Source organism: Pseudomonas sp. YH-1 (assembly GCF_051990045.1).
GTDB lineage: Bacteria > Pseudomonadota > Gammaproteobacteria > Pseudomonadales > Pseudomonadaceae > Pseudomonas > Pseudomonas nicosulfuronedens.
This window is the reverse complement of sequence record NZ_CP178184.1, coordinates 2,030,729-2,057,048: the sequence shown is the minus strand read 5'-3', so window position 1 is coordinate 2,057,048 and position 26,320 is coordinate 2,030,729. Positions and strand designations below refer to the sequence as shown.

The window sequence follows — 26,320 nt, the reverse complement described above, 5'->3', positions numbered from 1 at the left end:
AGCAAGCGTAGTCCCTGCCGCCGCGCTTCGAGTTTGAAAACGTGATGCGGATTGCTGCACTGGATGTCGGGACGGACAATCTCCCCAACAGCCATTGCCCCGGAGAGCGGCCATGACCACTACCCGACTTGACCCCGAGCGCTGCTGGCAGGCGGTCTGCGAGCGCGATGAGCGCTATGAGGGGCGTTTCGTCTTCAGCGTGCGCTCCACGGGCGTCTACTGCCGGCCGAACTGCCCGGCGCGCCGGCCATCACGGGAGAACGTGACCTTCCATGCCGCGCCCGAAGCCGCCGAAGCCGCCGGCTTCCGTCCGTGCAAACGCTGCTCGCCGCGCGGTCCCAGCCCGCGCGAACAGCTCGATGCACTGGTCGTCGCCGCTTGCGAATTGCTCGACCAGGCGGAAAAGCCACTGACGCTGGAGGAGCTGGCCGGGCGCATCGGTCTGTCCGCCTCGCACCTGGCCCGAGCCTTCAAGGCCCGCACGGGCCTCACGCCGCGGGCCTGGGCGGAATCCCGCCGTGAGCAACGCTTGGCTGCCGCCCTGCCACAATCGCGCTCGGTGCTCGATGCCGCGCTGGAGGCCGGCTATTCCGGTACCCGCGCCCTGTATGAAAGCGCCACACCGCTGAGCCCGGCGCAACGTCGGCAGAAGGGAGCCGGCGAGCACCTGCGCTACGCCATCGCCCCCTGCCCGCTCGGGCTGGTCCTGCTGGCGGCCACTGATAAAGGCGTGTGCGCGCTGCTCTTCGCCGACGATGCCGGCGAACTGGAGCGCCAGTTGGCCGAGCGCTTCGCCGCCGCCGAGCGCACCCGCGACGACGACGGACTGGGCGACTGGCTACGCGAGGTGATCACCCAGCTGGAAGAGCCCGAGCAGGCCGCGCACCTGCCGCTGGACCTGCACGGCAGCGCCTTCCAGCTTCGCGTCTGGCGGGCCCTCACGCGCATCCCCAGCGGCGAAACGCGGCGCTATGGCGAGCTGGCGGAGGAACTGGGCACGCACCCGCGCGCCATCGCCCGCGCCTGCGCCAGCAACCCCATCGGCCTGCTGGTGCCCTGCCACCGCGTGGTCGGCGGTAGCGGCGAGGGCGGATATCGCTGGGGCTTGCCGCGCAAGCGCGAACTGCTGCGGCGCGAGGGCGGCTCAGGCGACGCCCGCGAACTCCGCCACCGAGCCAATCAGGATCAGCACCCAGAGTAGGCCGCCGAGGATCAGGAAGGGCACGTTGTAGCGGGTCAATGAAGCATTTCCCTGGCCCTGTGGATCGCCGCTGGCCTCGTTGGCGCGACGCTGGATGTTCGTCAGCGGAATCAGCGGCACAAGACCCAGGATGATGAACGGCAGGCTGTAATGGCTGAGCTCGGGAATGCGACTGGTCAGCTTGTCGGCGACATTGGAAACGATCAGCAGCACCACCGCCCAGGTGGCGTCGCTGCTGTAGCTCCAGCCTTTGCGCTGCACCTCGGGCAAGGCTTCGTGCACACGCCGGGCAAGGGAGTGGATATAGAAGATCATGAACAGGCTGCGCAGCGGCGGATTGATCTTGCCGGGCATGTGCGGCTTCTGGATCGACCAGTGCTTGTACATCCAGTACAGGTTGAACAGCCCCAGCGTCGCCACGTAGAGCACGACCATCTTGGTGAGGGAGATGACGAAGAACGGCCTGGCCTGCTCGGCGCCGGCACGCGCTTCGACCAGCGGGGCTTCAGGGGCGCGGTAGGGGTTTTCCATTTCCATGCTGTGCATTCCTTTGAGCTGAAGGCGACATTCTGGGCCAGGACCGGCGAGGGGCCAAGCGGGCGGAAGAGCGCAGGCTCACATCCCGTCGCCTGGCGCCCAGTGACGACACCGGCCTGTGCTACCGTTGCCAGCCTTCATTCCTCCGTCCGACGCCCCATGACCTTCTGGCCCCTGATCACCCGCCTCGGCGACAGCTCCCTGCTGGCGCCGGCCGCCGTGTTCGTCTTCTGCTGGTTGCTGTACCGCCGCGAGACCGCCAAGGCCGGGCTCTGGGCGGTGCTGTTCGGATTTTCGACCGCGCTGGTGGTGGGTTCGAAGCTGGCCTTCATGGGCTGGGGAATCGGGATTCCGAACCTGAACTTCACCGGCATCTCCGGCCACAGCATGATGGCCGGCGCGGTGCTGCCGACCCTGGCCGCGCAACTCTTTACCTCGCGGCGCGCCAGCCTCGCCTCTGCAGCGCTGGCGGCGGCGGTTGCCGTGCTGGTGGGCCTCTCGCGGCTGGCGATCAACGTGCATTCGCCGGCCGAGGTCTATGCCGGCCTGGCTCTGGGCCTGGGCACCAGCGCGGCCTTCCTCGGCGCGACGCGCGTCAGCCTGCCAGCCTTCCAGCCCGCCCTCCTGCTGCTGGTCGTCGCGCTGGGGCTGGGCCAGGCGGTCACCGGCGTGCGCGCCCCGACGCACCAGTTGCTTGAGCGTATCGCTGCGCACCTGGCCGACCGCGACCAGCCTTATCAACGTGGCCAGTGGGCCGGCCAGCCGGACGTCTGAGCGGGAGATTCGTTCGGATTTCCGAACGACAATTTCTGGAATATCCGGATGGCCGAACAAGATGCCACCGCGCCACCGCCAGGAAAAATAATTTAATCCTTTAAATTCAATTATTTACGAAAAATAAAAAGCCTTGGCACGGAGCCTGCTCTGCTCCACCTCGAACATGCGACCGGCCTGGAGTGAGCCTCGTCGGCGCAGGACTGAATAACAAACACAACCAGTCGAGGTAGTCTCCATGCGTTTCGCACCCCGTGCGTTGGGTGTCGCCATTGTCGCGGCCCTGCTCGCCACTCCCGTCGTCGCCGAAGAACTGACCGGTACCCTGAAGAAGATCAAGGACTCCGGCACTATCGTTCTCGGCCACCGTGACGCCTCCATCCCCTTCTCCTACCTCGGCAGCGACCCGCGCCAGCCTGAAGGTTATTCCCACGATCTGCAGATCAAGGTCGTCGAAGCCCTGAAGAAAGAGCTGAACGCACCCGACCTGAAGGTCCGCTACAACCTGGTGACCTCCCAGACGCGTATCCCGCTGGTGCAGAACGGCACCGTGGACATCGAGTGCGGCTCCACCACCAACAACCTCGAGCGCCAGAAGCAGGTCGACTTCTCGGTCGGCATCTTCGAGGTCGGCACCCGCTTGCTGACCAAGACCAGCTCGGGCATCAACGACTTCCCGGACCTCAAGGGCAAGAACGTGGTGACCACCGCCGGCACCACCTCTGAGCGCCTGCTCAAGCAGATGAACGCCGACCAGAAGATGGGCATGAACATCATCTCGGCCAAGGACCACGGCGAGTCCTTCCTGATGCTCGAGTCCGGCCGCGCCGTGGCCTTCATGATGGACGACGCGCTGCTCTACGGCGAAATGGCCAAGGCCAAGAAGCCGGACGACTGGCATGTGGTCGGCAAGCCGCAGTCCTACGAGATCTACGCGTGCATGGTTCGCAAGGGCGACGCACCGTTCAAGAAGGTGGTCGACAAGGCCATCTCCGACACCTTCGCCTCGGGTGAGGTCAACAAGATCTACGACAAGTGGTTCATGCAGCCCATCCCGCCGAAGAACCTGAACCTCAACTTCCCGATGAGTGATGAGCTCAAGAAGCTGATCGCCAATCCGACCGACAAGTCTGCCGAGCAGATGTAACGGTCGCGCGCGGCTGCGCCCACAAGGCGTAGCCACGCGGGGGATCGGGAGCGCAAGCCATGCGCTCCCGGCCCACACTTCCTGATGACGATGCCGGAACACCCGCTACCCGCGGGTGGCGGGCGACCTTGCGCCCGCGTCCGGCCCCGTACCGTACCAAGCCACCGTGCAAAGCAATCGAGGGGAAACCCGTCATGGATTACAACTGGGACTGGGGCGTGTTCTTCAAGTCCACCGGGATCGGCGACGAACGCTACCTGGACTGGTACATCACCGGCCTGGGCTGGACCATCGCCGTCTCGCTCGCGGCCTGGGTCATCGCCCTGGCACTCGGCTCGCTGCTGGGCGTGATGCGCACCCTGCCCAACCGCTGGTTGTCGGGCATCGCCACGGCCTACGTGGAGCTGTTCCGCAACGTGCCGCTGCTGGTGCAGCTGTTCCTCTGGTACTTCTTCGTGCCGGACTACCTGCCGCAGCCGATCCAGGACTGGTTCAAGCTGGGCATCGCCCCGGAAACCTCGGCCTTCATCAGCGTCGTCGTGTGCCTGGGCCTGTTCACCGCCGCGCGGGTCTGCGAACAGGTGCGCACCGGTATCCAGGCGCTGCCCAAGGGGCAACTTGCCGCCGCCAGCGCCGTGGGCTTCCGCCTGCCGTCGATCTATCGGCACGTGCTGTTGCCGCAAGCGTTCCGGATCATCATTCCGCCGCTGACCTCGGAATTCCTCAACGTCTTCAAGAACTCCTCGGTGGCCTCGCTGATCGGCCTCATGGAGCTGCTGGCGCAAACCAAGCAGACCGCCGAATTCAGCGCCAACCTGTTCGAGGCCTTCACCCTCGCCACCGCGATCTACTTCACCCTGAACATGAGCCTGATGCTGATCATGCGCATGGTCGAGAAGAAAGTCGCCGTGCCGGGCCTGATCTCCGTGGGAGGTAAATGATGGATTTCAGCCAGATCGTCCCCGCCCTCCCCGGCCTCTGGGAAGGCATGCTCACCACCCTGCAACTGATGGTGCTGGGTGTGCTGGGCGGCGTGGTGCTCGGCACCATCCTCGCGCTGATGCGGCTGTCCAACAGCAAGCTGCTGTCGAACATCGCCGGCTTCTACGTGAACTACTTCCGCTCGATCCCGCTGCTGCTGGTGATCACCTGGTTCTACTTCGCGGTGCCTTTCATCCTGCGCTGGATCACCGGTCAGGACACCCCCGTGGGCGCGTTCACCTCGTGCCTGGTGGCCTTCATGATGTTCGAGGCGGCCTACTACTGCGAGATCGTCCGCGCCGGCATCCAGGCCATCCCCAAGGGCCAGATCGGCGCGTCCTACGCGCTGGGCATGACCTACGGCCAGTCCATGCGCCTGATCATCCTGCCCCAGGCGTTCCGCAAGATGACCCCGCTGCTGCTGCAGCAGAGCATCATCCTGTTCCAGGACACCTCGCTGGTGTACTCGGTGGGCCTGATGGACTTCCTCAACGCCGCCCGTTCCCGTGGCGACATCATCGGCCAGCCCCATGAGTTCCTGATCTTCGCCGGACTCGTCTACTTCGTCATCAGCTTCGCCGCGTCCTTCGGTGTGAAGCGCCTGCAGAAAAGGTTAACCGTATGATCTCCATCGATAACGTCAGCAAGTGGTATGGCGACTTCCAGGTGCTTACCGACTGCAACACCAAGGTGTCCAAGGGTGAAGTGGTGGTGGTCTGCGGGCCGTCCGGCTCGGGCAAGTCGACCCTGATCAAGTGCGTCAACGCGCTGGAACCCTTCCAGAAGGGCGACATCACCGTCGACGGCACCTCCATCGCCAACCCCAAGACCGACCTGCCGAAACTGCGCTCGCGCGTTGGCATGGTGTTCCAGCACTTCGAGCTGTTCCCGCACCTGACCATCACCGAGAACCTCACCATCGCCCAGCGCAAGGTGCTCGGCCGGAGCAAGGAGGAGGCGATGGACAAGGGCATGAAGCTGCTCGACCGCGTCGGCCTCAAGGCCCATGCGCACAAGCATCCCGGCCAGCTCTCCGGCGGCCAGCAGCAGCGCGTGGCGATCGCCCGCGCGTTGGCCATGGACCCGATCGTCATGCTGTTCGACGAACCGACCTCGGCGCTCGACCCGGAGATGGTCAACGAGGTGCTCGACGTGATGGTCCAGCTCGCCCACGAAGGCATGACCATGATGTGCGTGACCCACGAGATGGGCTTCGCGCGCAAGGTCGCCGACCGGGTGATCTTCATGGACCGCGGGCAGATCGTCGAGGACTGCCCGAAGGAGGAATTCTTCGGCGACCTGCAGAACCGCGCCGAGCGCACCCAGCAGTTCCTCGCCAAGATCCTGCCGCACTGATCCGCCCGCTCTGATTTACCCGAATGCCCCGGTTCGCCGGGGCATTCACCCTCACCGCAAGCACAAGAATAAATAAGGAAGTTCCATGCGCGTGTTCCACTTCAGCAAGCTGCCCCTGGGCGTCGCGATCCTCGCGGCGAGTTCGTCGGTGTTCGCCGTCACCCTCGACGGCGGCGCGGTCGCCTCCCCCGACCAGTACGGCGCGAAAGTCGCCGCCGAAATCCTCAAGAAAGGCGGCAACGCCGTCGACGCAGCGGTCGCCACCGCCTTCACCCTCGCGGTCACCTACCCCGAAGCCGGCAACATCGGCGGCGGCGGCTTCATGACCCTGTACGTCGAGGGCAAGCCGTACTTCCTCGACTACCGCGAGATCGCGCCGAAGGCGGCGACCAAGACCATGTACCTGAACGAGAAGGGCGAGGTGATCGAGAACCTCAGCCTGGTCGGCGCCAAGGCCGCCGGCGTACCGGGTACCGTGATGGGCCTGTGGGAAGCCCACAAGCGCTTCGGCAAGCTGAAGTGGAGCGAGCTGCTGACCCCGGCCATCGGCTACGCGCAGAGCGGCTTCCGCGTCGCCGACCAGCAGTACCAGTATCGCCAGGACGCCATCGCGCTGTTCAACGGCAAGACCAACTTCGGCGACTACTTCGGCACCATGAAGCCGGGCGAGACCTTCAAGCAGCCGGAACTGGCCAAGACCCTGGAGCGTATCGCCGACAAGGGCCCGGACGACTTCTACAAGGGCGAGACCGCCAAGCTGCTGATCGCGCAGATGAAGGCGGATGGCGGGCTGATCACCGCCGACGACCTGGTCGACTACAAGGCCCAGTGGCGCGAACCCATGCGCATCGACTGGCAGGGCAACACCCTCTACACCGCGCCGCTGCCCAGCTCGGGCGGCATCGCCCTGGCCCAGCTGATCGGCATCAAGGAACAGCGCGCCGCCGACTTCAAGGGCGTGGAGCTGAACTCCGCGAAGTACATCCACCTGCTCTCGGAGATCGAGAAGCGCGTGTTCGCCGACCGCGCCGACTACCTGGGCGACCCGGCGTTCTCCAAGGTGCCGGTGCAGCAACTCACCGATCCCAAGTACATCGCCAAGCGCGCCAAGGAAGTGAACCCGGACGCCATCTCGCCCACCGAGAAAGTCCGCCCAGGCCTGGAGCCGCACCAGACCACGCACTTCTCCATCGTCGACAAGGACGGCAACGCCGTCAGCAACACCTACACCCTCAACTGGGACTTCGGCAGTGGCGTGGTGGTCAAGGGCGCGGGCTTCCTGCTCAACGACGAGATGGACGACTTCAGCTCCAAGCCGGGCGTGGCCAACGCCTTCGGCGTGGTGGGCAGCGACGCCAACGCCATCGAACCGGGCAAGCGCATGCTCTCCTCCATGAGCCCGAGCATCGTCACCCGCGACGGCCATGTCAGCCTGGTACTGGGCACCCCCGGCGGCTCGCGGATCTTCACCTCGATCTTCCAGGTGCTGAACAACGTCTACGACTTCCACCTGCCCCTGGAGAAGGCCGTGGCCGCGCAGCGCGTGCATCACCAGTTGCTGCCCAAGGACACCATTTACTACGACGCTTACGCGCCGCTCACCGGCAAGGTTGCCGACGAGCTCAAAGCCATGGGCTACACCCTGGAAGACCAGGGCTGGAACATGGGTGACATCCAGGCCATCCGTGTCAACGGCAAGGCCCTGGAAACCGCCTCCGATCCGCGCGGCCGCGGCGTCGGGCTGGTGGTCAAGCCCTAACCCCTGGCGGACGCACCGTGTGGTACCCGAGCCAGTCCATCGCCGCCCCCCGGCGTTGGGCTGGCTCGGCCTCGGCGTCTGTGCTGCAATGCGCTTCCAGCCCATTGCCGCCGCTCACCGTGAAGCCACGCCTCGTGCGCAACTACCTGTTGCCCTTCCTGCTGCTCCTGCTCACCCTGGGCTTCGGCTACGGCGGCTACCTGATCAGCGAAGGCGCCGGTACCCGCACCCTGATCGAGACCGGCGAACGCCAGCTCGAACTGCACGCCCGTGGCGTGGAGAGCGAGATCAGCCGCTACACCTACCTGCCCAGCCTGCTGGAACTCGAAGGCAGCGTCAGCCGCCTGCTGGTGGACCCGACACCGCTGCACCGCGACCGCGTCAACCATTACCTGGAAGGCCTTAACCGCCGCGCCGGCAGCCGCGCCGTGTACCTGCTGGACACCTCCGGCCGCGTGCTGGCCACCAGCAACTGGCAGGATGCCGACAGCTACCTGGGCGAAGACCTCTCGTTCCGGGCCTATTTCCAGGAAGCGGTGAACGGCCGCCCCGGCCGCTTCTACGGCATCGGCAGCACCACCGGCGAGCCCGGCTACTACCTCGCCCACGGCCTGGTCCACGGCGGCAAGATCGTCGGCGTGGCGGTGGTCAAGGTGCGCATGGAATCCCTCGAGGAGCGCTGGGAGAAGGCGCGCCTGCAAGCCTTCGTCAGTGACGAGAACGGCATCATCATCCTCTCCAGCGACCCGACCCTGCGCCTGAAGGCCGTGCGCCCGCTCAGCGACCAGGACAAGGAGCGCCTTGCCCGCAGCCTGCAGTACTACTGGTGGGCACTCAACGAGTGGCAGCCGCTGTCGCGCCATCCGCTGGGCGACGGCGTCGAGGAAATCAGCTTCCCGCCCGGCGAGCACGCCGACAGCCACAAGCCGCTCAGCTACCTGATGCAGACGCGCCAGCTCAGCGACACGCCATGGAACTTCACCCTGCTCACCCCGCTGGCCGACCTGCGCCGCGAAGCGCTGATGCACGGCGTGCTGGCCGCCGTCGGCTTCGCCCTGTTCGCCTTCCTGCTGATCGCCTGGAACGAACGGCGCAAGGTCATCGCCACCCGCCTCGCCGCCCGCGAGGCACTGGAGCAGGCCAACAACGCCCTGGAGCGGCGCATCGCCGAGCGCACCGCCGACCTGCGCGCCAGCAACCAGCACCTGCGCGAGCAGATCCGCGAGCGCCGCCAGGCCGAGGACACCCTGCGCAAGGCCCAGGACCGCCTGGTGCAGGCCGGCAAGCTGGCGGTGATCGGACAGATGTCCACCAGCATCGCCCACGAACTCAACCAGCCGCTGGCGGCGCTGCGCACCCTGTCGAGCAACAGCGTGCGCTTCCTCGAACGCGGCAAGCTCGATGTCGCCAGCAGCAACCTCGAAGCCATCGCCGAGATGGTCGACCGCATGGGCCGCATCACCGCCAGCCTGCGCGCCTTCGCCCGGCGCGCCGACGACCATGGCCAGGCGACGCTGAGCAAGGCGGTAGACGCCGCCGTGATGGTGCTGCAGGGAAGGCTCTCCGAAGTACCGGTGGCCCTGCACCGCGACTACCCCGACGCACAGCTGGCCATCGACCAGACGCGTCTGGAACAGATCCTGGTCAACCTGATCGCCAACGCCCTCGACGCCATGGGCCCGCAGCTCGACCGCCAGCTCTGGCTGGAAGGCCGCAGCGAAGGTGACGGGCACTACCGCCTGGTGGTCCGCGACAACGGCCCCGGCATCCCGCAGGATGCGCGCCAGCACCTGTTCGAACCCTTTTTCACCACCAAGCCCGGCGAACTCGGCCTGGGCCTGGGCCTGACCCTTTCGGCCAGCCTCGCCACCGCCGCCGGCGGCAGCCTGAGCGTGGCCTATCCGGAGGCCGGCGGCACCGCCTTCGAACTGCACCTGCCGCTGCTGCCCGCCATGGAGACACCCGCATGAGCGACTCATCCCTGCGCGTCCTGATCGTCGAGGACGATCCCCACGTGCGCCTCGGTTGCCAGCAGGCGCTGGCCCTGGAGGACATCGAGACCGACAGCGTAGGCAGCGCCGAGGAAGCGCTGAAGAAAGTCGGCGCCGACTTCCCCGGCATCGTCGTCAGCGACATCCGCATGCCCGGTATGGACGGCCTGCAACTGCTGGAGAAACTCAAGGAGCGCGACCCCAGCCTGCCGGTGGTGCTGATCACCGGCCACGGTGACATCGCCATGGCGGTCAAGGCCATGCGCGACGGCGCCTACGACTTCATGGAGAAGCCCTTCTCCCCCGAGAAGTTGGTGGACACCGCGCGCCGCGCCCTCGCCCAGCGCGCCCTGACCCGCGAAGTCAGCCAGCTGCGTCGCCAGCTCGCCGGCAAGCAGGCCCTGGAGAGCCGGCTGATCGGCCGTTCGCCGGCCATGCAGGCGCTGCGCGAGCTGATCGCCAACGTCGCCGACACCTCCGCCAACGTACTCATCGAAGGCGAGACCGGCACCGGCAAGGAACTGGTCGCGCGCTGCCTGCACGACTCCAGCCGGCGCCAGCCCAAACCCTTTGTCGCGCTCAACTGCGGCGGCCTGCCGGAAAGCCTGATCGACAGCGAAATCTTCGGCCACGAGGCCCACGCCTTCACCGGCGCCGGCAAGCGCCGGATCGGCAAGATCGAGCACGCCGACGGCGGCAGCCTGTTCCTCGACGAGATCGAGAGCATGCCGCTGAACCTGCAGATCAAGCTGCTGCGCGTGCTGCAGGAACAGCAGCTGGAACGCCTGGGCTCCAACGAACTGATCCGCGTGGACTGCCGGGTGATTGCCGCGACCAAGTCCGACCTCGCCGTCATGGGCCGTGAAGGCACTTTCCGCAGCGACCTCTACTACCGGCTCAACGTCATCACCCTGAACCTGCCGCCGCTGCGCGAGCGCCGCGAAGACATCCTGATGCTCTTCGAGCACTTCCTGCAGCAATCCTCGCTGCGCTTCGACCGCCCGGCACCGGCCATCGACAACACCACCGCCGCCACCCTGATGGCCCACGACTGGCCGGGCAACGTGCGCGAGCTGCGCAACGTCGCCGAACGCTTCGCCCTCGGCCTGCCGGTGCTGGCCGGCGGCAACCTCGGCCCGGACGCCGGCGAGCCGCGCTTCGCCGAAGCCGTGGAAGCCTTCGAGAGGAGCCTGCTGTCCACCGCCCTGGAGCGCCACGCCGGCAACCTCAGCCAGGCCGCGCACGCACTGGGCATGGCCAAGACCACACTGTTCGACAAGGTGAAGAAGTACGGCCTCAAGGGCGAGTGATCGGCGCACTTGGCTTTTCGTAGGACCGAGGGGGACGCCCAGTCCTTGCTCGCGAACCCGTCTGATACCGTGATGCCCGGCTGAAAGCGTTCGCGAGCAAGCTCGCTCCTACACGAAGAACATCGCGTGACGCAGCGCCCCATTGATCCGGAGTGAAGTGTCCCCGACACTATTGCCCTTTGAACCGGCCGCACGAGCGGGAGCCATCATGTCCACCCAAGCCGAAACCCTCTGGAACCAGCTCTGCGCCGACGCCGGCGTCGATCCGCAGCAACGCATGGCCGCGCGCCGCGCCATCCTCGCCGACAGCAGCGCGCTGGACGCCACCGTCTACCGTCCGGACGACAATGACCCGGACGCCGAAGAACTGGACATGGGTGATGCCAAGGTCCTCTTCCTCGGCCCCTTCGAAGCCCCTGTGGAGTGGGACGCCGCCGAGCGCGAAGACTTCTTCGATGACGCCGACCCGGCGCTGTTCTTCAGCGTGCGCATCGAGTGCGAAGCCGAACCCGGCACCTCGGGTTTCTTCGTTCCAGAAGTCGGCGACTACCTGGCAGTGATGGATGGCGGCAAGATCCAGATGTACTTCCTCCACGACTGGCGCGAAGACGACGACGGCTGCACCTGCGTGCTGATCCGCGACGATATCCAGCTCTGATCGGGCGCGTCCCGGAACCGACCACCTCCCGCACAGACCATCGTGCCGTGCAGTTCGCGAGCAAGGGCTAGGCGCCCCCCTCGGTCCTACGAAGAACGCCGTAGTCAAGGCAAGCCTGTAGGTGCGGGCTCGTCCCTCTGACCGCCGCCAGCCTGAACGTAGGGCGCATAACCTGGAACAGGTTATCCGCCGATGCGCTGCGGCGGATAACGCTGGCGCGTTATGCGCCCTACGAGTCTGAAGTCACCACGAGCCGCGTTCCTCAGACGGTTATTCCTTCCTACGAAAATGCGACGGCGTACCCGAGAGCTGTCCTGCACGGGCATCGGAATTACCGGTAGCATCGCGCATTGCTGCGCCTGCAAGGCCGTCGGTAAGGTCTCCCGGTCGCGACGGTTGTCGTGACCTGGGCGTGAGACCCCGGCTCGAAAATGTTGGCGCTTCCGCTCCGCTGTGGCCTGTCTATGGCGGACCGTGCGAGGCGGGCTTCGGCCCGGCCGGTTGCCTACATTTCCGGGTCTCACCCTTGCACGGTTCGCCACCCTTTCCCGTGAGACGGATAAGGAGAAAGGCGACTCATCAATGTAGGAGAAGCACAATGCATTACCCCGCTTTTACCCCCGCGCACCACCCACGAATACCCCACGACATCCTTCTATCGAGAGAGTCCATTCGCCGGCCTTTGGCACCGCTCGCACTCCTCCCCCTGCTGGCGTTCCGCTGAAGCTTGCGGCAGATCGCCGGGCGATCTTGCCCGGCGATTTCCTGGCCATTCCCTCAAACGATGTCCGCTTGGCTGAAGCACGGCGGGCAAGGAGTTCGTCATGGGTCGACAATTGCGCGCGTCCGATACGCCCGATGCGTTTCTGGTTCATGTCCTTCCCGCCGATGGCCAACCGGGCCTCGCCCTCGACTGGCCGGAAAACTGCCAAGGCGCTGCGGATGCCGCCGTCCAGCGAGTCGAGCGTTGGTTTAGCGAACGGCACAAGACCAACCTGTGGATTGCCCTGCAGATTGGTCGGGCCGAGCTGCCCAGTGGCATGGAGAGTCTGGCTTACGAAGCGGCCTTCCTCTGGCGCCTGCAGCAGCGGCTGATGGCCAACGAAAGCGGCTTGCTGGAAGCCTGATAGCGCGGCCATGCCCGCTATCGCGCGCATGGCGCGCTCCTACAAAGAGCGCCGCACGCTTCCTGGTGACACCCCGATACAGCGCTTGAACGCCCGGCTGAACGCCGCCTCGGACTGGTAGCCCAGGCGCTCGGCCAGTTCGGCCACGGCGATCTCCCGCTCCTGCAGCCAGCTCAGCGCCACATGCATGCGCCAACGGGTGACGTAGTGCATGGCCGGCATGCCGACCTTCTCGGCAAAACGCGCCGCGAAGGCCGAGCGCGACATGGCCGCCGCGCCGGCCAGGGAAACCAGGCTCCAGTCCTGCGCCGGGTCACGGTGGATCAGGCTCAGCGCCCGGCCCAACTGTCGATCCTGCAAGGCGCCGAGCCAACCGGTCTGGGCAGCCGGGTCCTGCTCGATCCAGGCGCGGATCGCCTGGATCACCAGGATGTCGGCCAGCCGGGTGATCACCGTTTCGCCGCCGGGGCGCATGGCCCGCGCCTCGCTTTCCATCAAGAGCAGGGTGCTCATCAGCCAGTCGCGCTGGCCGGGGTCGCGCACCTGCGCCGCCAGCACGCGCGGCAGCAGGCGCACCAGCTGCAACGCGGCGGGATGGTCGAAGCGCACCGCGCCACAGATCATCGCCGTCGGCTCCCCTCCGCCGCCCTGGCGCAGCACTTCGTAGCGGTCACTGGCGTAGGCGCGCGGCAGGTCGAACAAGCCGGCCGCCGTCTCGCCCGGCGCGCTCACCAGCCGGTGGCCCTCACCATGGGGCACCAGCACCAGGTCGCCTGGCGCCAGCCTGCGCGGCTCGTCGCCCTCGGCTTCCAGCCAGCACTCGCCGACGGTCAACACATGGAACATCAGGCACTGCGGCATAGCCGGCAGGTCCAGGCCCCAGGGCGCGGAAAATTCGGAGCGGCAATAGAAAGTGCCGCTCATGCGCAGGAAATGCAGCGCCTCCCCCAGGGGATCGGTGGAGGCCCAGGCGTCGGTCAGGTCCGGAATGGCGGTAGGAGCGTTCATGGCCTTGAGACTGGTCCGGCCGTCTGGCGACGTCCAGCACTTCTGGACGAAAGAGCATGAACCGGCGACTCCCAGGCATTAACCGTCCAGCGATCTGCCAGGAGACTGAACCCAGGCCAACGAACCCACGGCGGGCGCCGCGGGACGGCCAGCAGCGAGGACACCGCCATGATCACTGTAATGGGAGCCACCGGCCGCACCGGTTCGAGAATCTGCCAGACCCTGCTGGAGGCCGGCGTGGCCGTCTGTGCCCTGGGCCGCAATGCCGAGCGCCTTGCACCGCTGGCTGCCGCCGGCGCGCGGATCGCCGTGGGCGAATCGCACGACGCCGCGTTTCTCACCGAGGCGTTCCGCGGCTCGGAAGCGGTCTACACCCTGCTCGCCTACGGCCCGGACACCGAGGACTACCGCGAACAGCAGGCCGCCCAGGGCGAGGCGATTCTCACCGCGATCCGCGACAGCGGCGTGCGCCGGGTGGTTTTCCTGAGCAGCGTGGGCGCCGAGGTGCCATCCGGCACCGGACCGATCATCAGCATGCACGACCAGGAGCAGCGCTTGCGCCAGTTGCCGCCGGAGATGGACGTGCTGATGCTGCGCTCCGGCGCGCTGTTCGAAAACCTCTATGGCGCGCTGGAGATTGTCCGCGCCTATGACTGCTACAGCGACGCGGTGGCGCCGGATGTGCCGGTGCCGATGGTCGCCACCCGGGATGTTGCCGACGCCGCCAGCCGTGCCCTGCTGGAGCACGACTGGCAGGGCGTGGTAATCCGCGAAGTGCTCGGCCAGCGCGACATCAGCTATGCCCAGGCCACCCGGCTGCTGGGTGCAGCCATCGGCCGACCGGACCTGCCCTACGTGCCGGTATCGCCGCAGGAACTGGAGGGCGCGCTGCGGGACGCGGGCTGCTCCGCCAGCGTCGCCGCGTGTTACGCCGAACTGGGCGAGGCGATCAGCGGCGGACGGGTTCGGGCGCAGGAGGCGCGCTCACCGGCCAATACCACGGCGACTCCCTTCGAGGACTTCGCCCAGGACTGGGCCAAGGCCTACCGCGCTTTGCCTTAGGACGGCACCGCCAGTCAGGCCAACATAATTTCCTACAAATATCTCAGAGGGTCCTGATGAATTTGGCGCTGGTCCGCTGTCTAGAGTACTCGCCCCTTTACCAACGGCCGGACCACCGCCATGAACCACGCTCCCGACAGTCTCTGGGTCGATGTGGAGACCTGGTCTCCCTACCGCCCCCAACGCATTCTCCACGGCCGCATCAGTCGCGAGGATTACCTTGCCTTGCGCGACGGCCGCACTCCCTTCGAGGTGCGCCTGGGCGATTGCCAGAGCCGCCACTGCCCCACCGGCCCGGTGCAGGACCTGTTCCTCAGCGGCACGCATATCCTCAATGTCACCCCGGCCGAGCGGGTGGCCTGAAGTACGAGGGTCGGACACTTGGGGGGATAGTCCCACAGGCCAATCAGAGGAACCTGACAGAGGCCACACGGGACGGACGTTAAGGTTTGCCACCTCTACTCACCTTCCGTCGAGCGACGTGGCAATGAACGAACATCTCAAGGTCGAAGTCGTGGTTCGCGCGCACAACCGCGAGTCCTCTGTGCTCCAGGGTTGGATCAGCCGTGGGGACTACTCGGCGTTGTGCGACGGCGCCGCACCTTTCGTGGTGCGCATGAATGACTGCCAGTCCGACATGGGACTGCTCGAACGCCCAGAGGACATCTACGTGCGTAGCGCCTACATCCTCAGCATCGAGGTGCTCGACCGCCTGCCCGCTCGTCAGTCGGCCATGCCACGGTAGACGTAGGTCATCGGCCGCGGACCGGGCAGGTAGTCCTGGATCAGTTCGCGCAATTGGAAGCCGCCGGATTCGATCAGCGCCGGCATGTCCCGGTCCAGGTGGCAGCCGCCGGCCAGCGGCTTCCATACCGGGGTCAGCCGGTGTTGCCAGGCGCGCACGCCGGCATCCGGCGCCAGGCCATGTTCGCAGAAGAGGAGCTCGCCCCCGGGCTTGAGTACCCGGCGCATTTCCTTCAGCGCCGCCACCGCATCGGGGATGCTGCACAAGGTGAAAGTGCAGACGATGCTGTCGAAACTGCCGGCGTCGGCACGGATCTGCCCCAGCTCCAGCGCCACCATGTCCACCGGGATGCCAATCGCCTCGGCACGGCTGCGGGCGAGCTTCTGCATCTGCGCCGCCGGGTCGACTCCGACGATTGTCGACACTTTCGCCGGATCGTAGAACGACAGGTTCAGGCCGGTGCCCATGCCGATCTCCAGCACGCGGCCGCGCGCACGGGGCACCAGCAGCGAGCGCTGCTTCATCACATCACCCATGCCGCAGGCGAAGTCGATCAGCCGGGGCAACGCATGACGGTCATACCAGCTTCGGATCATCGATCTTCCTCCGGGCCACCAGGGCCCAGCCTCCACCATAGGCCAGAACGGCGAGCAGCAGCGGCCAACCACAGACCTGGGCCACCTCCGCCGCCAGCTCGGCAAGGGAATAGGTGCTCCAGCTCGCCACCCGGCTGTCATAGAGGCAAAGATCCACCCAGAACCAGCCCAGCAGGGCAACTCCCGACGAAAGCGCCACTTGCCAGCAAGCCGCTGCTCGATTCGGCCAGGCCGCCAGCGCAACCCACAGCGCCCAGAACAGCAGCAGCGGCGTCATTTCTCGCCACAGACCGATCGACTGTACGTCTGCCGTCAGGTTCTCCCGATACGGATGCAAGGCCCACAGCCCTTGTCCCCAGCCCAGCAGGAGAAATCCCGCCACGCTGGCCAGCATTCGTTTCATCCGCTCCCTTCCTCGCACGGCAAACTCCCTGATCGTTCTGGCGGGCATCTTCTCACGTCTGCGGCCCTGCTCCCCGGAGTGCGTCGCAGCCCGGTATAAGAAAACCGGACCATTAGACGATTGTCGACAATTCATCAGAACTTGATTGACCCAGAGGGCTTCCAGGGGTAGCTTTCGCCGCACACCAAGAAGATTGTCGACACCATGAGCGATAGCCTGATTCTGCCCACCCCCGCCAGCGACGACGGCGAGACCCTGTCGGAACACGTGTTCCGCAAGATCCAGTCGGCCATCGTCAAGGGCGAGATCGCCCCCGGCAGCAAGATTTCCGAGCCGGAGCTGGCGCGTACCTACGGCATCAGCCGCGGCCCGCTGCGCGAGGCGATCCACCGCCTGGAAGGCCAGAAGCTGCTGGTGCGCGTACCCCACGTCGGCGCGCGGGTCGTTTCGCTCAGCCATGAGGAGCTGCTGGAGCTCTACGAGATCCGCGAATCCCTCGAAGGCATGGCCTGCCGCCTGGCCGCCGAGCGCATGAGCCAGGCCGAGATCGACGAGCTGCGCCGGGTGCTCGACACCCACGAGCGCGACGAAGCGTTCCAGGCCGGCCGTGGCTACTACCAGCAGGAAGGCGACTACGACTTCCACTACCGGATCATCCAGGGCAGCGGCAACCGCACCCTCACCCGCATGCTCTGCGGCGAGCTGTACCAGCTTGTGCGCATGTACCGCCTGCAGTTCTCGGCGACGCCCAACCGCCCACGCCAGGCCTTCTCCGAGCACCACCGGATTCTCGATGCCATCGCCGATCGTGACGGCGAGCTGGCCGAGTTGCTGATGCGCCGTCACATCGGCGCCTCGAAACGCAATATGGAGCGTCACTACCTGGACGCCCAAGCCAAGACAGCCAACGAACGAGGTGAACAATGAGCTACAAGACCGCCGGCCAACGTTTCCGTGAAGCCCTTGCCGAAGAAAAGCCGCTGCAGGTGATCGGCGCGATCAACGCCAACCACGCCCTGCTCGCCAAGCGCGCCGGCTTCAAGGCCATCTACCTCTCCGGTGGCGGCGTGGCGGCGGGTTCCCTCGGCCTGCCGGACCTGGGCATCAACACCCTGGACGACGTGCTCACCGACGTGCGCCGCATCACCGACGTCTGCGACCTGCCGCTGCTGGTGGACATCGACACCGGCTTCGGCCCCAGCGCCTTCAACATCGAGCGCACCGTGAAGAGCCTGATCAAGGCTGGCGCGGCTGCCGCCCACATCGAAGACCAGGTCGGCGCCAAGCGTTGCGGCCACCGTCCGGGCAAGGAAATCGTCTCCACCCAGGAGATGGTCGACCGCGTGAAGTCCGCCGCCAACGCCAAGACCGACCCGAACTTCTTCCTGATCGCCCGCACCGACGCCATCCAGGCCGAAGGCGTGGACGCCGCCATCGAGCGCTGCCAGCGCTATGTCGAGGCCGGAGCCGATGCGATCTTCGCCGAAGCTGCCTACGACCTGCCGACCTACAAGCGTTTCGTCGATGCGCTGAACGTGCCGATCCTGGCCAACATCACCGAGTTCGGCGCCACCCCGCTGTTCACCCGCGACGAGCTGGCCTCGGTCGGCGTGGCGATCCAGCTGTATCCGCTGTCGGCCTTCCGCGCCGCCAACAAGGCCGCCGAAGCCGTGTACACCGCAATCCGCCAGGAAGGCCACCAGCAGAACGTGATCGAGCTGATGCAGACCCGTGCCGAGCTGTACGACCGCATCGGCTACCACGCCTTCGAGCAGAAGCTCGACGCGCTGTTCGCTGCTGGCAAGAAGTGATCTGAGGCAAAAACGGCGGATAACGCTGCGCGTTATTCGCCCTACGCCCCGGCCTGAGACACCGTAGGGCGCATAACGCCACAGGCGTTATCCGCCAACCAGATTCGAACCGACCGCACGGCCCATGCCGGCGGAACAAGAACAAGCAACCGGATTTGATGAGGAGACACGCGATGAGCGCTACCGCAGAAACCACCACCGGCTTCAAGCCGAAGAAGTCCGTGGCCCTGAGTGGCACCGCCGCTGGCAACACTGCCCTGTGCACCGTTGGCCGTACCGGCAACGACCTGCACTACCGTGGCTATGACGTGCTGGATTTCGCCAACCGCTGCGACTTCGAGGAAATCGCCCACCTGCTGGTCCACGGCAAGCTGCCCAACGCCGCCGAACTGGCCGGCTACAAGGCCAAGCTGAAAGCCCTGCGCGGCCTGCCGGCGGGCGTGAAGGCCGCTCTGGAAACCCTGCCGCCGTCGGCCCATCCGATGGACGTGATGCGCACCGCCGTGTCCGTGCTCGGCTGCCTGTCGCCGGAGAAGGACGACCACAACCACCCGGGCGCCCGCGACATCGCCGACAAGCTGATGGCTTCCCTGGGCTCCGCGCTGCTCTACTGGTACCACTTCAGCCACAACGGCAAGCGCATCGACGTCGAGACCGACGACGACTCCATCGGCGGTCACTTCCTGCACCTGCTGCACGGCGAGAAGCCGCGCGAATCCTGGGTGCGCGCCATGCACACCTCGCTGAACCTGTACGCCGAGCACGAATTCAACGCCTCGACCTTCACCTCCCGCGTGATCGCCGGCACCGGCTCGGACATGTTCTCCTGCATCGCCGGCGCCATCGGCGCACTACGCGGCCCGAAACACGGCGGCGCCAACGAGGTGGCCTTCGAGATCCAGAAGCGCTACGACAACCCGGACGAAGCCGAGGCGGACATCCGTGCCCGCGTCGAGCGCAAGGAAGTCGTGATCGGCTTCGGCCACCCGGTCTATACCGTGTCCGACCCGCGCAACAAGGTGATCAAGGAAGTCGCCCAGCAGCTGTCGAACGAGCAGTCGAACACCAAGATGTACGACATCGCCGAGCGCCTGGAAACCATCATGTGGGACATCAAGAAGATGTTCCCCAACCTCGATTGGTTCAGCGCCGTGAGCTACCACATGATGGGCGTGCCCACCGCGATGTTCACCCCGCTGTTCGTCATCGCCCGCACCGCCGGCTGGTCCGCCCACGTCATCGAGCAACGCATCGACGGCAAGATCATCCGCCCGAGCGCCAACTACACAGGCCCTGAAGACCTGAAGTTCGTGCCGCTCAAGGACCGCAAATAGGCTTCCTGGATAACAAAATGACTACTTCCGTGAACAGCCAATACCGCAAGCGCCTGCCCGGCACCGCGCTGGATTACTTCGACGCCCGCGAGGCCGTCGAAGCGATCCAGGCCGGCGCCTGGGACAAGCTCCCCTACACCTCCCGCGTGCTGGCCGAACAGCTGGTGCGCCGCTGCGAGCCGGCGGACCTGACCGCTTCGCTGGAACAACTGGTCTACCGCAAGCGCGACCTCGACTTCCCCTGGTACCCGGCGCGCGTGGTCTGCCACGATATCCTCGGCCAGACCGCGCTGGTCGACCTCGCCGGCCTGCGTGACGCCATCGCCGAGAAGGGTGGCGACCCGTCCAAGGTCAACCCGGTGGTGCCGACCCAGCTGATCGTCGACCACTCGCTGGCCGTGGAAGCACCGGGCTTCGACCCGGATGCCTTCGAGAAGAACCGCGCCATCGAAGACCGCCGCAACGAGGATCGCTTCCACTTCATCGACTGGACCAAGACCGCGTTCAAGAACGTCGATGTGATCCCGGCCGGCAACGGCATCATGCACCAGATAAACCTGGAGAAAATGAGCCCGGTGATCCAGGCGCGCGGCGGCATCGCGTTCCCCGACACCTGCGTCGGCACTGACTCGCACACCCCGCACGTGGACGCCCTGGGCGTAATCGCCATCGGCGTCGGCGGCCTCGAGGCCGAGACCGTGATGCTGGGCCACCCCTCGATGATGCGCCTGCCCGACATCGTTGGCGTCGAGCTGACCGGCCAGCGCCAACCGGGCATCACCGCCACCGACATCGTCCTGGCGATCACCGAGTTCCTGCGCAAGGAACGCGTGGTCGGCGCCTACGTCGAGTTCTTCGGCGAGGGTGCGGACAGCCTGTCCATCGGCGACCGCGCGACCATCTCCAACATGTGCCCGGAATACGGCGCCACCGCGTCGATGTTCTACATCGACGGCCAGACCATCGATTACCTCAAGCTCACCGGCCGTGAGCCGGAGCAGGTGGAGCTGGTGGAGCACTACGCGAAGACGCTCGGCCTGTGGAGCGATGCGCTGAAGACCGCCGAGTACGAGCGTGTACTGAGCTTCGACCTGGGCAGCGTGGTGCGCAACATGGCCGGCCCGTCCAACCCGCACCGTCGCCTGCCGACCTCGGCGCTGGCCGAGCGTGGCATCGCCGACGAAGCCAAGCTGGAGTCCGGTCGCGTCGAGGAAGCCGAAGGCCTGATGCCCGATGGAGCGGTGATCATCGCCGCCATCACCAGCTGCACCAACACCTCCAACCCGCGCAACGTCATCGCCGCCGGCCTGGTGGCGAAGAAGGCCAACGCGCTGGGCATGCTGCGCAAGCCGTGGGTGAAGACCTCCTTCGCGCCGGGTTCGAAAGTCGCCAAGCTGTACCTGGAAGAAGCCGGTCTGCTGCCGGAGCTGGAGAAGCTCGGCTTCGGCATCGTCGCCTACGCCTGCACCACCTGTAACGGCATGTCCGGCGCGCTGGACCCGGCGATCCAGAAAGAGATCATCGACCGCGACCTGTATGCCACCGCCGTGCTCTCGGGCAACCGCAACTTCGACGGCCGTATCCACCCCTACGCCAAGCAGGCCTTCCTCGCCTCGCCGCCGCTGGTGGTCGCCTACGCCATCGCCGGCACCGTGCGCTTCGACATCGAGCAGGACCCGCTGGGCACCGACAAGAACGGCAACCCGGTTACCCTGAAGGACCTCTGGCCGTCCGACGAAGAGATCGACGCCATCGTCGCTTCCAGCGTGAAGCCCGAGCAGTTCAAGCAGGTCTACATCCCGATGTTCGACCTGGGCAGCGTGCAGGAAGCCGAGAGCCCGCTGTACGACTGGCGCCCGATGTCCACCTACATCCGCCGCCCACCGTACTGGGAAGGCGCGCTGGCCGGCGAGCGCACGCTCAAGGGCATGCTCCCGCTGGCAATCCTGCCGGACAACATCACCACCGATCACCTGTCGCCGTCCAACGCCATCCTGCTGGACAGCGCGGCCGGCGAATACCTGGCGAAAATGGGCCTGCCGGAGGAGGACTTCAACTCCTACGCCACCCACCGCGGTGACCACCTGACCGCCCAGCGCGCCACCTTCGCCAACCCGCAACTGGTCAACGAAATGGCCGTGGTGAATGGTGAAGTGAAGAAAGGTTCGTTGGCCCGCGTCGAGCCCGAAGGCAAGGTCATGCGCATGTGGGAAGCCATCGAAACCTACATGAACCGCAAGCAGAACCTGATCATCGTCGCCGGCGCCGACTACGGCCAGGGCTCGTCCCGCGACTGGGCGGCCAAGGGCGTTCGCCTGGCAGGCGTGGAAGTGATCGTCGCCGAAGGCTTCGAACGTATCCACCGCACCAACCTGGTGGGCATGGGCGTGCTGCCGGTGGAGTTCAAGCCGGGCACCACCCGCCTGACCCTGGGCCTGGACGGCACCGAGACCTACGACATCAAGGGCGACGTCTCGCCGCGCTGCGACCTGACCCTGGTGGTCAATCGCCGCAATGGTGACGTGGTCGAAGTCCCGGTCACCTGCCGCCTGGACACCGCCGCCGAAGTGAAGGTGTACAAGGCCGGTGGCGTGCTGCAGCGCTTTGCCAAGGACTTCCTGGAAGGCGCGGTAGCGTGATGTAACAGCCGGCCCGCCTCACGGCAGGTCGGCACTAATCCTGTAGGAGCGAGCTTGCTCGCGAACCCAACTCCGCTGCGGGGCTGTTCGCGAGCAAGCTCGCTCCTACGAAAAGCAAACAGGATCGAGTCCCATGCCCCACGTACCCCAAGTGAAGATCCCCGCCACCTACATCCGCGGCGGCACCAGCAAGGGCGTGTTCTTCCGCCTGCAGGACCTGCCCGAACGCTGCCAGGTGCCCGGCGCGGCGCGCGACCAGCTGTTCATGCGCGTGATCGGCAGCCCCGACCCGTACAGCGCGCACATCGATGGCATGGGCGGCGCGACCTCCAGCACCAGCAAGTGCGTGATCCTGTCGAAAAGCACCCAGCCCGAGCACGACGTCGACTACCTCTACGGACAGATTTCCATCGACAAGGCCTTCGTCGACTGGAGCGGCAACTGCGGCAACCTCTCCACCGCCGCCGGCTCCTTCGCCATCCACGCCGGCCTGGTCGATCCCTCGCGCATTCCGGACAACGGCACCTGCGTGGTGCGCATCTGGCAGGCGAACATCCAGAAGACCATCATCGCCCACGTGCCGATCACCAATGGCCAGGTGCAGGAAACCGGCGACTTCGAACTGGACGGCGTGACCTTCCCCGCCGCCGAGATCGTGCTGGAGTTCCTCGACCCGTCCGACGATGGCGAGGAAGGCGGCTCGATGTTCCCCACCGGCAACCTGGTGGACGACCTGGAAGTCCCCGGCGTCGGCACCTTCAAGGCGACCATGATTACCGCCGGCATCCCGACCATCTTCGTCAACGCCCAGGACATCGGCTACACCGGTGCCGAGCTGCGCGAAGCGATCAATGGCGACCCGGAGCAGCTGGCGCGCTTCGAACAATTCCGCATCGCCGGCGCCTTGCGCATGGGTCTGATCAAGACTCCGGAGGAAGCCGCGACCCGCCAGCACACGCCGAAGATTGCCTTCGTTGCACCGGCCAAGGACTACATCACTTCCAGCGGCAAGCAAGTGCAGGCCGGCGACGTCGACCTGCTGGTGCGCGCGCTGTCCATGGGCAAGCTGCACCACGCCATGATGGGCACCGCCGCTGTGGCCATCGGCACCGCCGCGGCCATTCCCGGCACCCTGGTGAACCTCGCCGCCGGCGGCGGAGAACGCAGCGCCGTACGCTTCGGTCACCCCTCCGGCACCCTGCGCGTGGGCGCCGAGGCGAAACAGGTGAACGGTGAGTGGACCGTGACCAAGGCCATCATGAGCCGTAGCTCGCGCATCCTTATGGAAGGCTGGGTACGGGTGCCAGGGGATTCGTTCTAACCCCAGCAGCCCCCAAAAACGACAAGGCCTGCATTCGCGGGCCTTGTGTTTTCACGGGGGGAACCGCATGGAAATGGGAACCGTGATGACTTCGTAGGATGGCGTGGAGCGAAGCGATACCCATCGATTTCGACACACGCAACGCTGATGGGTATCGCAAGCTCCACCCATCCTACGGGGCTCGAAGCATCGCAATCAGGCGACGAAATCACCCTGCAACTGCTCCAGCAATACCTGGATGCGCGCCAGGCGCACCGTCGGGTCGTCCATCTCCAGCAGCACCTGCTTCTGGTCGCGCTCGAAGGGCAACAGGTAAGCGAGCTGGCAGGCCAGCTCCTGTTGGCCATTCACTTCGCCGCCCATTTCCAGCGCCGAGACCATGGGGTGCATGGACAGCGCCTCGAGCAACGCGGCCAGGTCGTCGTGTTCCTTGGTCAGCGGCCGGTTTGGTTGCTCGTCCAGCCACTCCACTTCGGCCACCGTCAGCTGGTCCGTCTGCACGTTGGCGGAGAGCACGCGGAAGCGCCGCCCGCCTTCGACCCGGATGCCCAGCAAGCCGTTGGACTGCTGCTGCCAGTCGCAGATGCGCGCCTCGCAGCCGACCAGGCTGTAACGCTCCGGCGCATCGCCGACTTCCTCGCCCTCGACGATGGCCACCACACCGAATCCGCCGTTCTGCTTCATGCAGCGGCCGATCATGTCCAGGTAGCGCGCCTCGAAGATCTGCAGGTCGAGGCGGCAGCCGGGAAACAGCACGGTGTTGAGGGGGAACAGCGGGAAACTCATGGACACTCCGTCGATTCGTCAGGCGATCAGCGCTACCGCCAACGGTAGCAGCACAGCGGTGGCCACGCCCATCAGGCTCATGGCCAGGGCGGCGAAGGCGCCGCATTCCTCACCCTCCTGCAGGGCGCGGGAGGTGCCTACGGCGTGGGCGGTCATGCCCAGCGCCATGCCTTGCGCGGCCGGATGGTGGACGCCAAAACGGCGCAGCAGTTCCGGGCCGAGGATGGCCCCGAGCACGCCGGTGATCAGCACGAACACCGCCGCCAGCGCCGCCACACCGCCAATCTGGCTGGCCACCAGCATGGCAATCGGTGAGGTCACCGACTTGGGTGCCAGGCTCATCAGCAGTTCATGGTCGACACCGAACAGCCAGCCCAGGCCAATGCCCAGCGCAGTGGCGAACAGGCCGCCAACCAGCAGGGTGATCAGCGTCGGCCAGAACAGCTGGCGGATGCGTTTCAGGTTGAGGAACAGCGGCACCGCCAGCGCGACGGTGGCGGGGCCGAGGAGGATGGTCAGCACCTTGGCGCTATTGCTGTACTCGCTGTAGTCGATGCCGCACGCCAGCAGCACCGCGATGACGATCAACATCGACACCAGCACCGGCTGCAGGAACACCCAGCGCGTGCGCTCGTAGCCGGCCAGCGCCAACTGATAAGCGCCCAGGGTGACGCCGACGCAGAACAGCGGATGGTGGATGACCGAGTCCAGCGCGCCTTGCCAGTCGAACATCACGCGCCCTCCTTCTGCTTGCGCTGGCGGTCGATGAGCTTCTGCATCAGCCAGCCGGCGAACACGAAGGACACCAGCAACGACAGCGCCAATGCCCCGGCGATGGCCCAGAAGTCCGCAGCGATCTGCTTCGCATAGGCCATCACGCCGACCGCTGCCGGCACCAGCAGCAACGGCAGGTAGCGCAGCAGCGAGGCGGCGGCTTCGTTCACCGGCTTGCTCACCTCGCCATTCCATACCAGGAAGGCGAACAGCAGCACCAGCCCAATGATGGGGCCGGGAATCATGTGCAGGATGAGAGCATTCAGGCCCGTGCCGAGCAATTGGAACAGCACCAGCCAGGTCAGGCCGCGTAGCAACATCAGGAACATCTCCAGCGCAAGGAGTGGCCATTATGCCCGCCCGGCGCCCGCTATGGCTCGGCATTCGCCCAAAGCATGAATGCCGCTGCGGCTTGACCGGCCGCGGACCCCATGCTGATCTGTTGTCGGACTCTTACGCAGGCCGCACTAGAAGAACAACGATATCCCCGGAGGAAACATGGCATTCGTACCCGTAAGCGCACTGAAGGATTACATCGGCAAGGACCTGGGTCATTCGCAGTGGATCACCGTCGATCAACAGCGCATCAACCAGTTCGCCGAGTGCACCGAGGACCACCAGTTCATCCACGTCGACCCGGAGAAGGCGAAGAAGACGCCCTTCGGTGGCACCATCGCCCACGGATTCCTGTCGCTGTCGCTGATCCCCAAGCTCTGCGAGGGCCTGCTGGTCCTGCCGGAAAACCCCAAGATGGTGGTCAACTACGGCCTGGACAGCGTGCGCTTCATCCAGCCGGTACCGGTGGATTCGCGCGTGCGCCTGCAGGTGACGATCACTGACATCACCGAGAAGAACCCCGGCCAGTGGCTGATCAAGGCACGCTGCACCCTGGAGATCGAAGGCCTGCCCAAGCCGGCCTACATCGCCGAATCCCTGAGCCTGTGCTTCGTCTGACGGCTCTGCCTCAGCGCTGAGAAAAAAGCCCGCGTCCGCGGGCTTT

27 protein-coding genes are annotated in these 26,320 nt (G+C 65.9%); 20 read left to right on the top strand and 7 right to left on the bottom strand.

Features of this window, described 5'->3' with window-relative positions:
* Window positions 1-112 precede the first annotated feature (112 nt).
* Window positions 113-1,201: a bifunctional DNA-binding transcriptional regulator/O6-methylguanine-DNA methyltransferase Ada gene (gene ada / locus ACKI1H_RS09750; RefSeq protein ID WP_138520251.1), complete on the top strand. Its 1,089-nt coding sequence runs from the start codon at window positions 113-115 to the stop codon at window positions 1,199-1,201.
* Here the strand turns inward: ada and ACKI1H_RS09745 are convergent.
* Window positions 1,145-1,738 (bottom strand): MFS transporter permease, encoded by a 594-nt coding sequence (locus ACKI1H_RS09745; RefSeq protein ID WP_440468249.1) that lies wholly within the window; start codon window positions 1,736-1,738, stop codon window positions 1,145-1,147. The two genes, ada and ACKI1H_RS09745, sit on opposite strands and share 57 nt — an antisense overlap.
* Window positions 1,739-1,897: 159 nt before the next feature.
* Here ACKI1H_RS09745 and ACKI1H_RS09740 point away from each other — a divergent pair, with 159 nt between their 5' ends.
* From ACKI1H_RS09740 to ACKI1H_RS09695, 10 genes are all read left to right on the top strand, one after another.
* Entirely contained in the window at window positions 1,898-2,512 is a 615-nt protein-coding gene (locus tag ACKI1H_RS09740; protein ID WP_138520250.1) for a phosphatase PAP2 family protein, read from the top strand.
* Window positions 2,513-2,750: 238 nt separating this feature from the next.
* Window positions 2,751-3,659, top strand: coding sequence for a glutamate/aspartate ABC transporter substrate-binding protein (locus tag ACKI1H_RS09735; RefSeq protein WP_065084484.1), 909 nt, complete (start codon window positions 2,751-2,753; stop codon window positions 3,657-3,659).
* Between the two features lie 194 nt (window positions 3,660-3,853).
* Complete coding sequence (locus tag ACKI1H_RS09730) at window positions 3,854-4,600, top strand: amino acid ABC transporter permease (RefSeq protein WP_138520249.1); 747 nt, start codon at window positions 3,854-3,856, stop codon at window positions 4,598-4,600.
* Entirely contained in the window at window positions 4,597-5,265 is a 669-nt protein-coding gene (locus ACKI1H_RS09725; protein WP_138520248.1) for an amino acid ABC transporter permease, read from the top strand. The genes ACKI1H_RS09730 and ACKI1H_RS09725 overlap by 4 nt, the downstream gene beginning before the upstream one ends.
* Window positions 5,262-5,996 (top strand): amino acid ABC transporter ATP-binding protein, encoded by a 735-nt coding sequence (locus ACKI1H_RS09720; protein WP_017521680.1) that lies wholly within the window; start codon window positions 5,262-5,264, stop codon window positions 5,994-5,996. The genes ACKI1H_RS09725 and ACKI1H_RS09720 overlap by 4 nt, the downstream gene beginning before the upstream one ends.
* Before the next feature lie 85 nt (window positions 5,997-6,081).
* Window positions 6,082-7,755: a gamma-glutamyltransferase gene (gene ggt, locus ACKI1H_RS09715; RefSeq protein WP_236225420.1), complete on the top strand. Its 1,674-nt coding sequence runs from the start codon at window positions 6,082-6,084 to the stop codon at window positions 7,753-7,755.
* An 80-nt stretch (window positions 7,756-7,835) separates the two neighbouring features.
* On the top strand, window positions 7,836-9,725 hold the full coding sequence (locus ACKI1H_RS09710) for a sensor histidine kinase (RefSeq protein ID WP_440468844.1): 1,890 nt from the start codon (window positions 7,836-7,838) through the stop codon (window positions 9,723-9,725).
* Window positions 9,722-11,056 (top strand): sigma-54-dependent transcriptional regulator, encoded by a 1,335-nt coding sequence (locus ACKI1H_RS09705; RefSeq protein WP_440468248.1) that lies wholly within the window; start codon window positions 9,722-9,724, stop codon window positions 11,054-11,056. Before ACKI1H_RS09710 ends, ACKI1H_RS09705 begins: the two co-directional genes overlap by 4 nt.
* Before the next feature lie 208 nt (window positions 11,057-11,264).
* On the top strand, window positions 11,265-11,714 hold the full coding sequence (locus ACKI1H_RS09700; protein WP_138520245.1) for a hypothetical protein: 450 nt from the start codon (window positions 11,265-11,267) through the stop codon (window positions 11,712-11,714).
* Between the two features lie 824 nt (window positions 11,715-12,538).
* Window positions 12,539-12,841, top strand: a complete 303-nt coding sequence (locus ACKI1H_RS09695; RefSeq protein ID WP_138520244.1) for a LasR-specific antiactivator QslA — start codon at window positions 12,539-12,541, stop codon at window positions 12,839-12,841.
* Between the two features lie 39 nt (window positions 12,842-12,880).
* On the opposite strand, the gene ACKI1H_RS09690 is transcribed toward ACKI1H_RS09695, so the two are convergent.
* Complete coding sequence (locus tag ACKI1H_RS09690) at window positions 12,881-13,849, bottom strand: AraC family transcriptional regulator (protein ID WP_440468247.1); 969 nt, start codon at window positions 13,847-13,849, stop codon at window positions 12,881-12,883.
* A gap of 168 nt (window positions 13,850-14,017) precedes the next feature.
* Here ACKI1H_RS09690 and ACKI1H_RS09685 point away from each other — a divergent pair, with 168 nt between their 5' ends.
* The 3 genes from ACKI1H_RS09685 (at window position 14,018) to ACKI1H_RS09675 (ending at window position 15,656) form a co-directional block, all read left to right on the top strand.
* Entirely contained in the window at window positions 14,018-14,911 is an 894-nt protein-coding gene (locus ACKI1H_RS09685; RefSeq protein ID WP_440468246.1) for an NAD(P)H-binding protein, read from the top strand.
* Between the two features lie 120 nt (window positions 14,912-15,031).
* Window positions 15,032-15,274: a hypothetical protein gene (locus tag ACKI1H_RS09680; RefSeq protein WP_138520241.1), complete on the top strand. Its 243-nt coding sequence runs from the start codon at window positions 15,032-15,034 to the stop codon at window positions 15,272-15,274.
* A 124-nt stretch (window positions 15,275-15,398) separates the two neighbouring features.
* Window positions 15,399-15,656 carry a hypothetical protein gene (locus ACKI1H_RS09675; protein ID WP_236172545.1) on the top strand — a complete coding sequence of 86 codons (258 nt, stop codon included), beginning with the start codon at window positions 15,399-15,401 and terminating at the stop codon, window positions 15,654-15,656.
* On the opposite strand, the gene ACKI1H_RS09670 is transcribed toward ACKI1H_RS09675, so the two are convergent.
* Window positions 15,635-16,252, bottom strand: a complete 618-nt coding sequence (locus ACKI1H_RS09670) for a class I SAM-dependent methyltransferase (RefSeq protein ID WP_138520239.1) — start codon at window positions 16,250-16,252, stop codon at window positions 15,635-15,637. The genes ACKI1H_RS09675 and ACKI1H_RS09670 overlap by 22 nt on opposite strands.
* Complete coding sequence (locus ACKI1H_RS09665) at window positions 16,233-16,655, bottom strand: hypothetical protein (protein WP_236172544.1); 423 nt, start codon at window positions 16,653-16,655, stop codon at window positions 16,233-16,235. Before ACKI1H_RS09665 ends, ACKI1H_RS09670 begins: the two co-directional genes overlap by 20 nt.
* 204 nt (window positions 16,656-16,859) lie before the next feature.
* Between ACKI1H_RS09665 and ACKI1H_RS09660 the strand changes: the two genes are divergently transcribed.
* The 5 genes from ACKI1H_RS09660 (at window position 16,860) to prpF (ending at window position 23,760) form a co-directional block, all read left to right on the top strand.
* The gene (locus ACKI1H_RS09660; RefSeq protein WP_081517269.1) at window positions 16,860-17,582 is read left to right on the top strand and encodes a GntR family transcriptional regulator; all 723 of its coding nucleotides are present in this window, start codon (window positions 16,860-16,862) and stop codon (window positions 17,580-17,582) included.
* Window positions 17,579-18,466 carry a methylisocitrate lyase gene (prpB, locus tag ACKI1H_RS09655; RefSeq protein WP_024763011.1) on the top strand — a complete coding sequence of 296 codons (888 nt, stop codon included), beginning with the start codon at window positions 17,579-17,581 and terminating at the stop codon, window positions 18,464-18,466. The genes ACKI1H_RS09660 and prpB overlap by 4 nt, the downstream gene beginning before the upstream one ends.
* Window positions 18,467-18,639: 173 nt before the next feature.
* Window positions 18,640-19,800, top strand: a complete 1,161-nt coding sequence (gene prpC, locus ACKI1H_RS09650) for a bifunctional 2-methylcitrate synthase/citrate synthase (protein WP_138520237.1) — start codon at window positions 18,640-18,642, stop codon at window positions 19,798-19,800.
* 29 nt (window positions 19,801-19,829) lie between these two features.
* Window positions 19,830-22,439 carry a Fe/S-dependent 2-methylisocitrate dehydratase AcnD gene (gene acnD, locus ACKI1H_RS09645; RefSeq protein ID WP_171049432.1) on the top strand — a complete coding sequence of 870 codons (2,610 nt, stop codon included), beginning with the start codon at window positions 19,830-19,832 and terminating at the stop codon, window positions 22,437-22,439.
* Between the two features lie 133 nt (window positions 22,440-22,572).
* Complete coding sequence (prpF, locus tag ACKI1H_RS09640) at window positions 22,573-23,760, top strand: 2-methylaconitate cis-trans isomerase PrpF (protein ID WP_138520235.1); 1,188 nt, start codon at window positions 22,573-22,575, stop codon at window positions 23,758-23,760.
* 195 nt (window positions 23,761-23,955) lie between these two features.
* Here the strand turns inward: prpF and ACKI1H_RS09635 are convergent, their stop codons facing one another.
* Genes ACKI1H_RS09635 through ACKI1H_RS09625 form a run of 3 tightly spaced genes read right to left on the bottom strand, consistent with a single transcriptional unit; the run spans window position 23,956 to window position 25,640 of the window.
* Window positions 23,956-24,546, bottom strand: a complete 591-nt coding sequence (locus tag ACKI1H_RS09635; RefSeq protein ID WP_236172542.1) for an LON peptidase substrate-binding domain-containing protein — start codon at window positions 24,544-24,546, stop codon at window positions 23,956-23,958.
* Between the two features lie 18 nt (window positions 24,547-24,564).
* Window positions 24,565-25,278, bottom strand: coding sequence for an LrgB family protein (locus tag ACKI1H_RS09630; RefSeq protein WP_138520233.1), 714 nt, complete (start codon window positions 25,276-25,278; stop codon window positions 24,565-24,567).
* Complete coding sequence (locus ACKI1H_RS09625; RefSeq protein WP_045217069.1) at window positions 25,278-25,640, bottom strand: CidA/LrgA family protein; 363 nt, start codon at window positions 25,638-25,640, stop codon at window positions 25,278-25,280. Before ACKI1H_RS09625 ends, ACKI1H_RS09630 begins: the two co-directional genes overlap by 1 nt.
* A 178-nt stretch (window positions 25,641-25,818) precedes the next feature.
* Between ACKI1H_RS09625 and ACKI1H_RS09620 the strand changes: the two genes are divergently transcribed.
* Complete coding sequence (locus tag ACKI1H_RS09620) at window positions 25,819-26,274, top strand: MaoC family dehydratase (protein WP_045217066.1); 456 nt, start codon at window positions 25,819-25,821, stop codon at window positions 26,272-26,274.
* The last annotated feature ends 46 nt before the right edge of the window (window positions 26,275-26,320 follow it).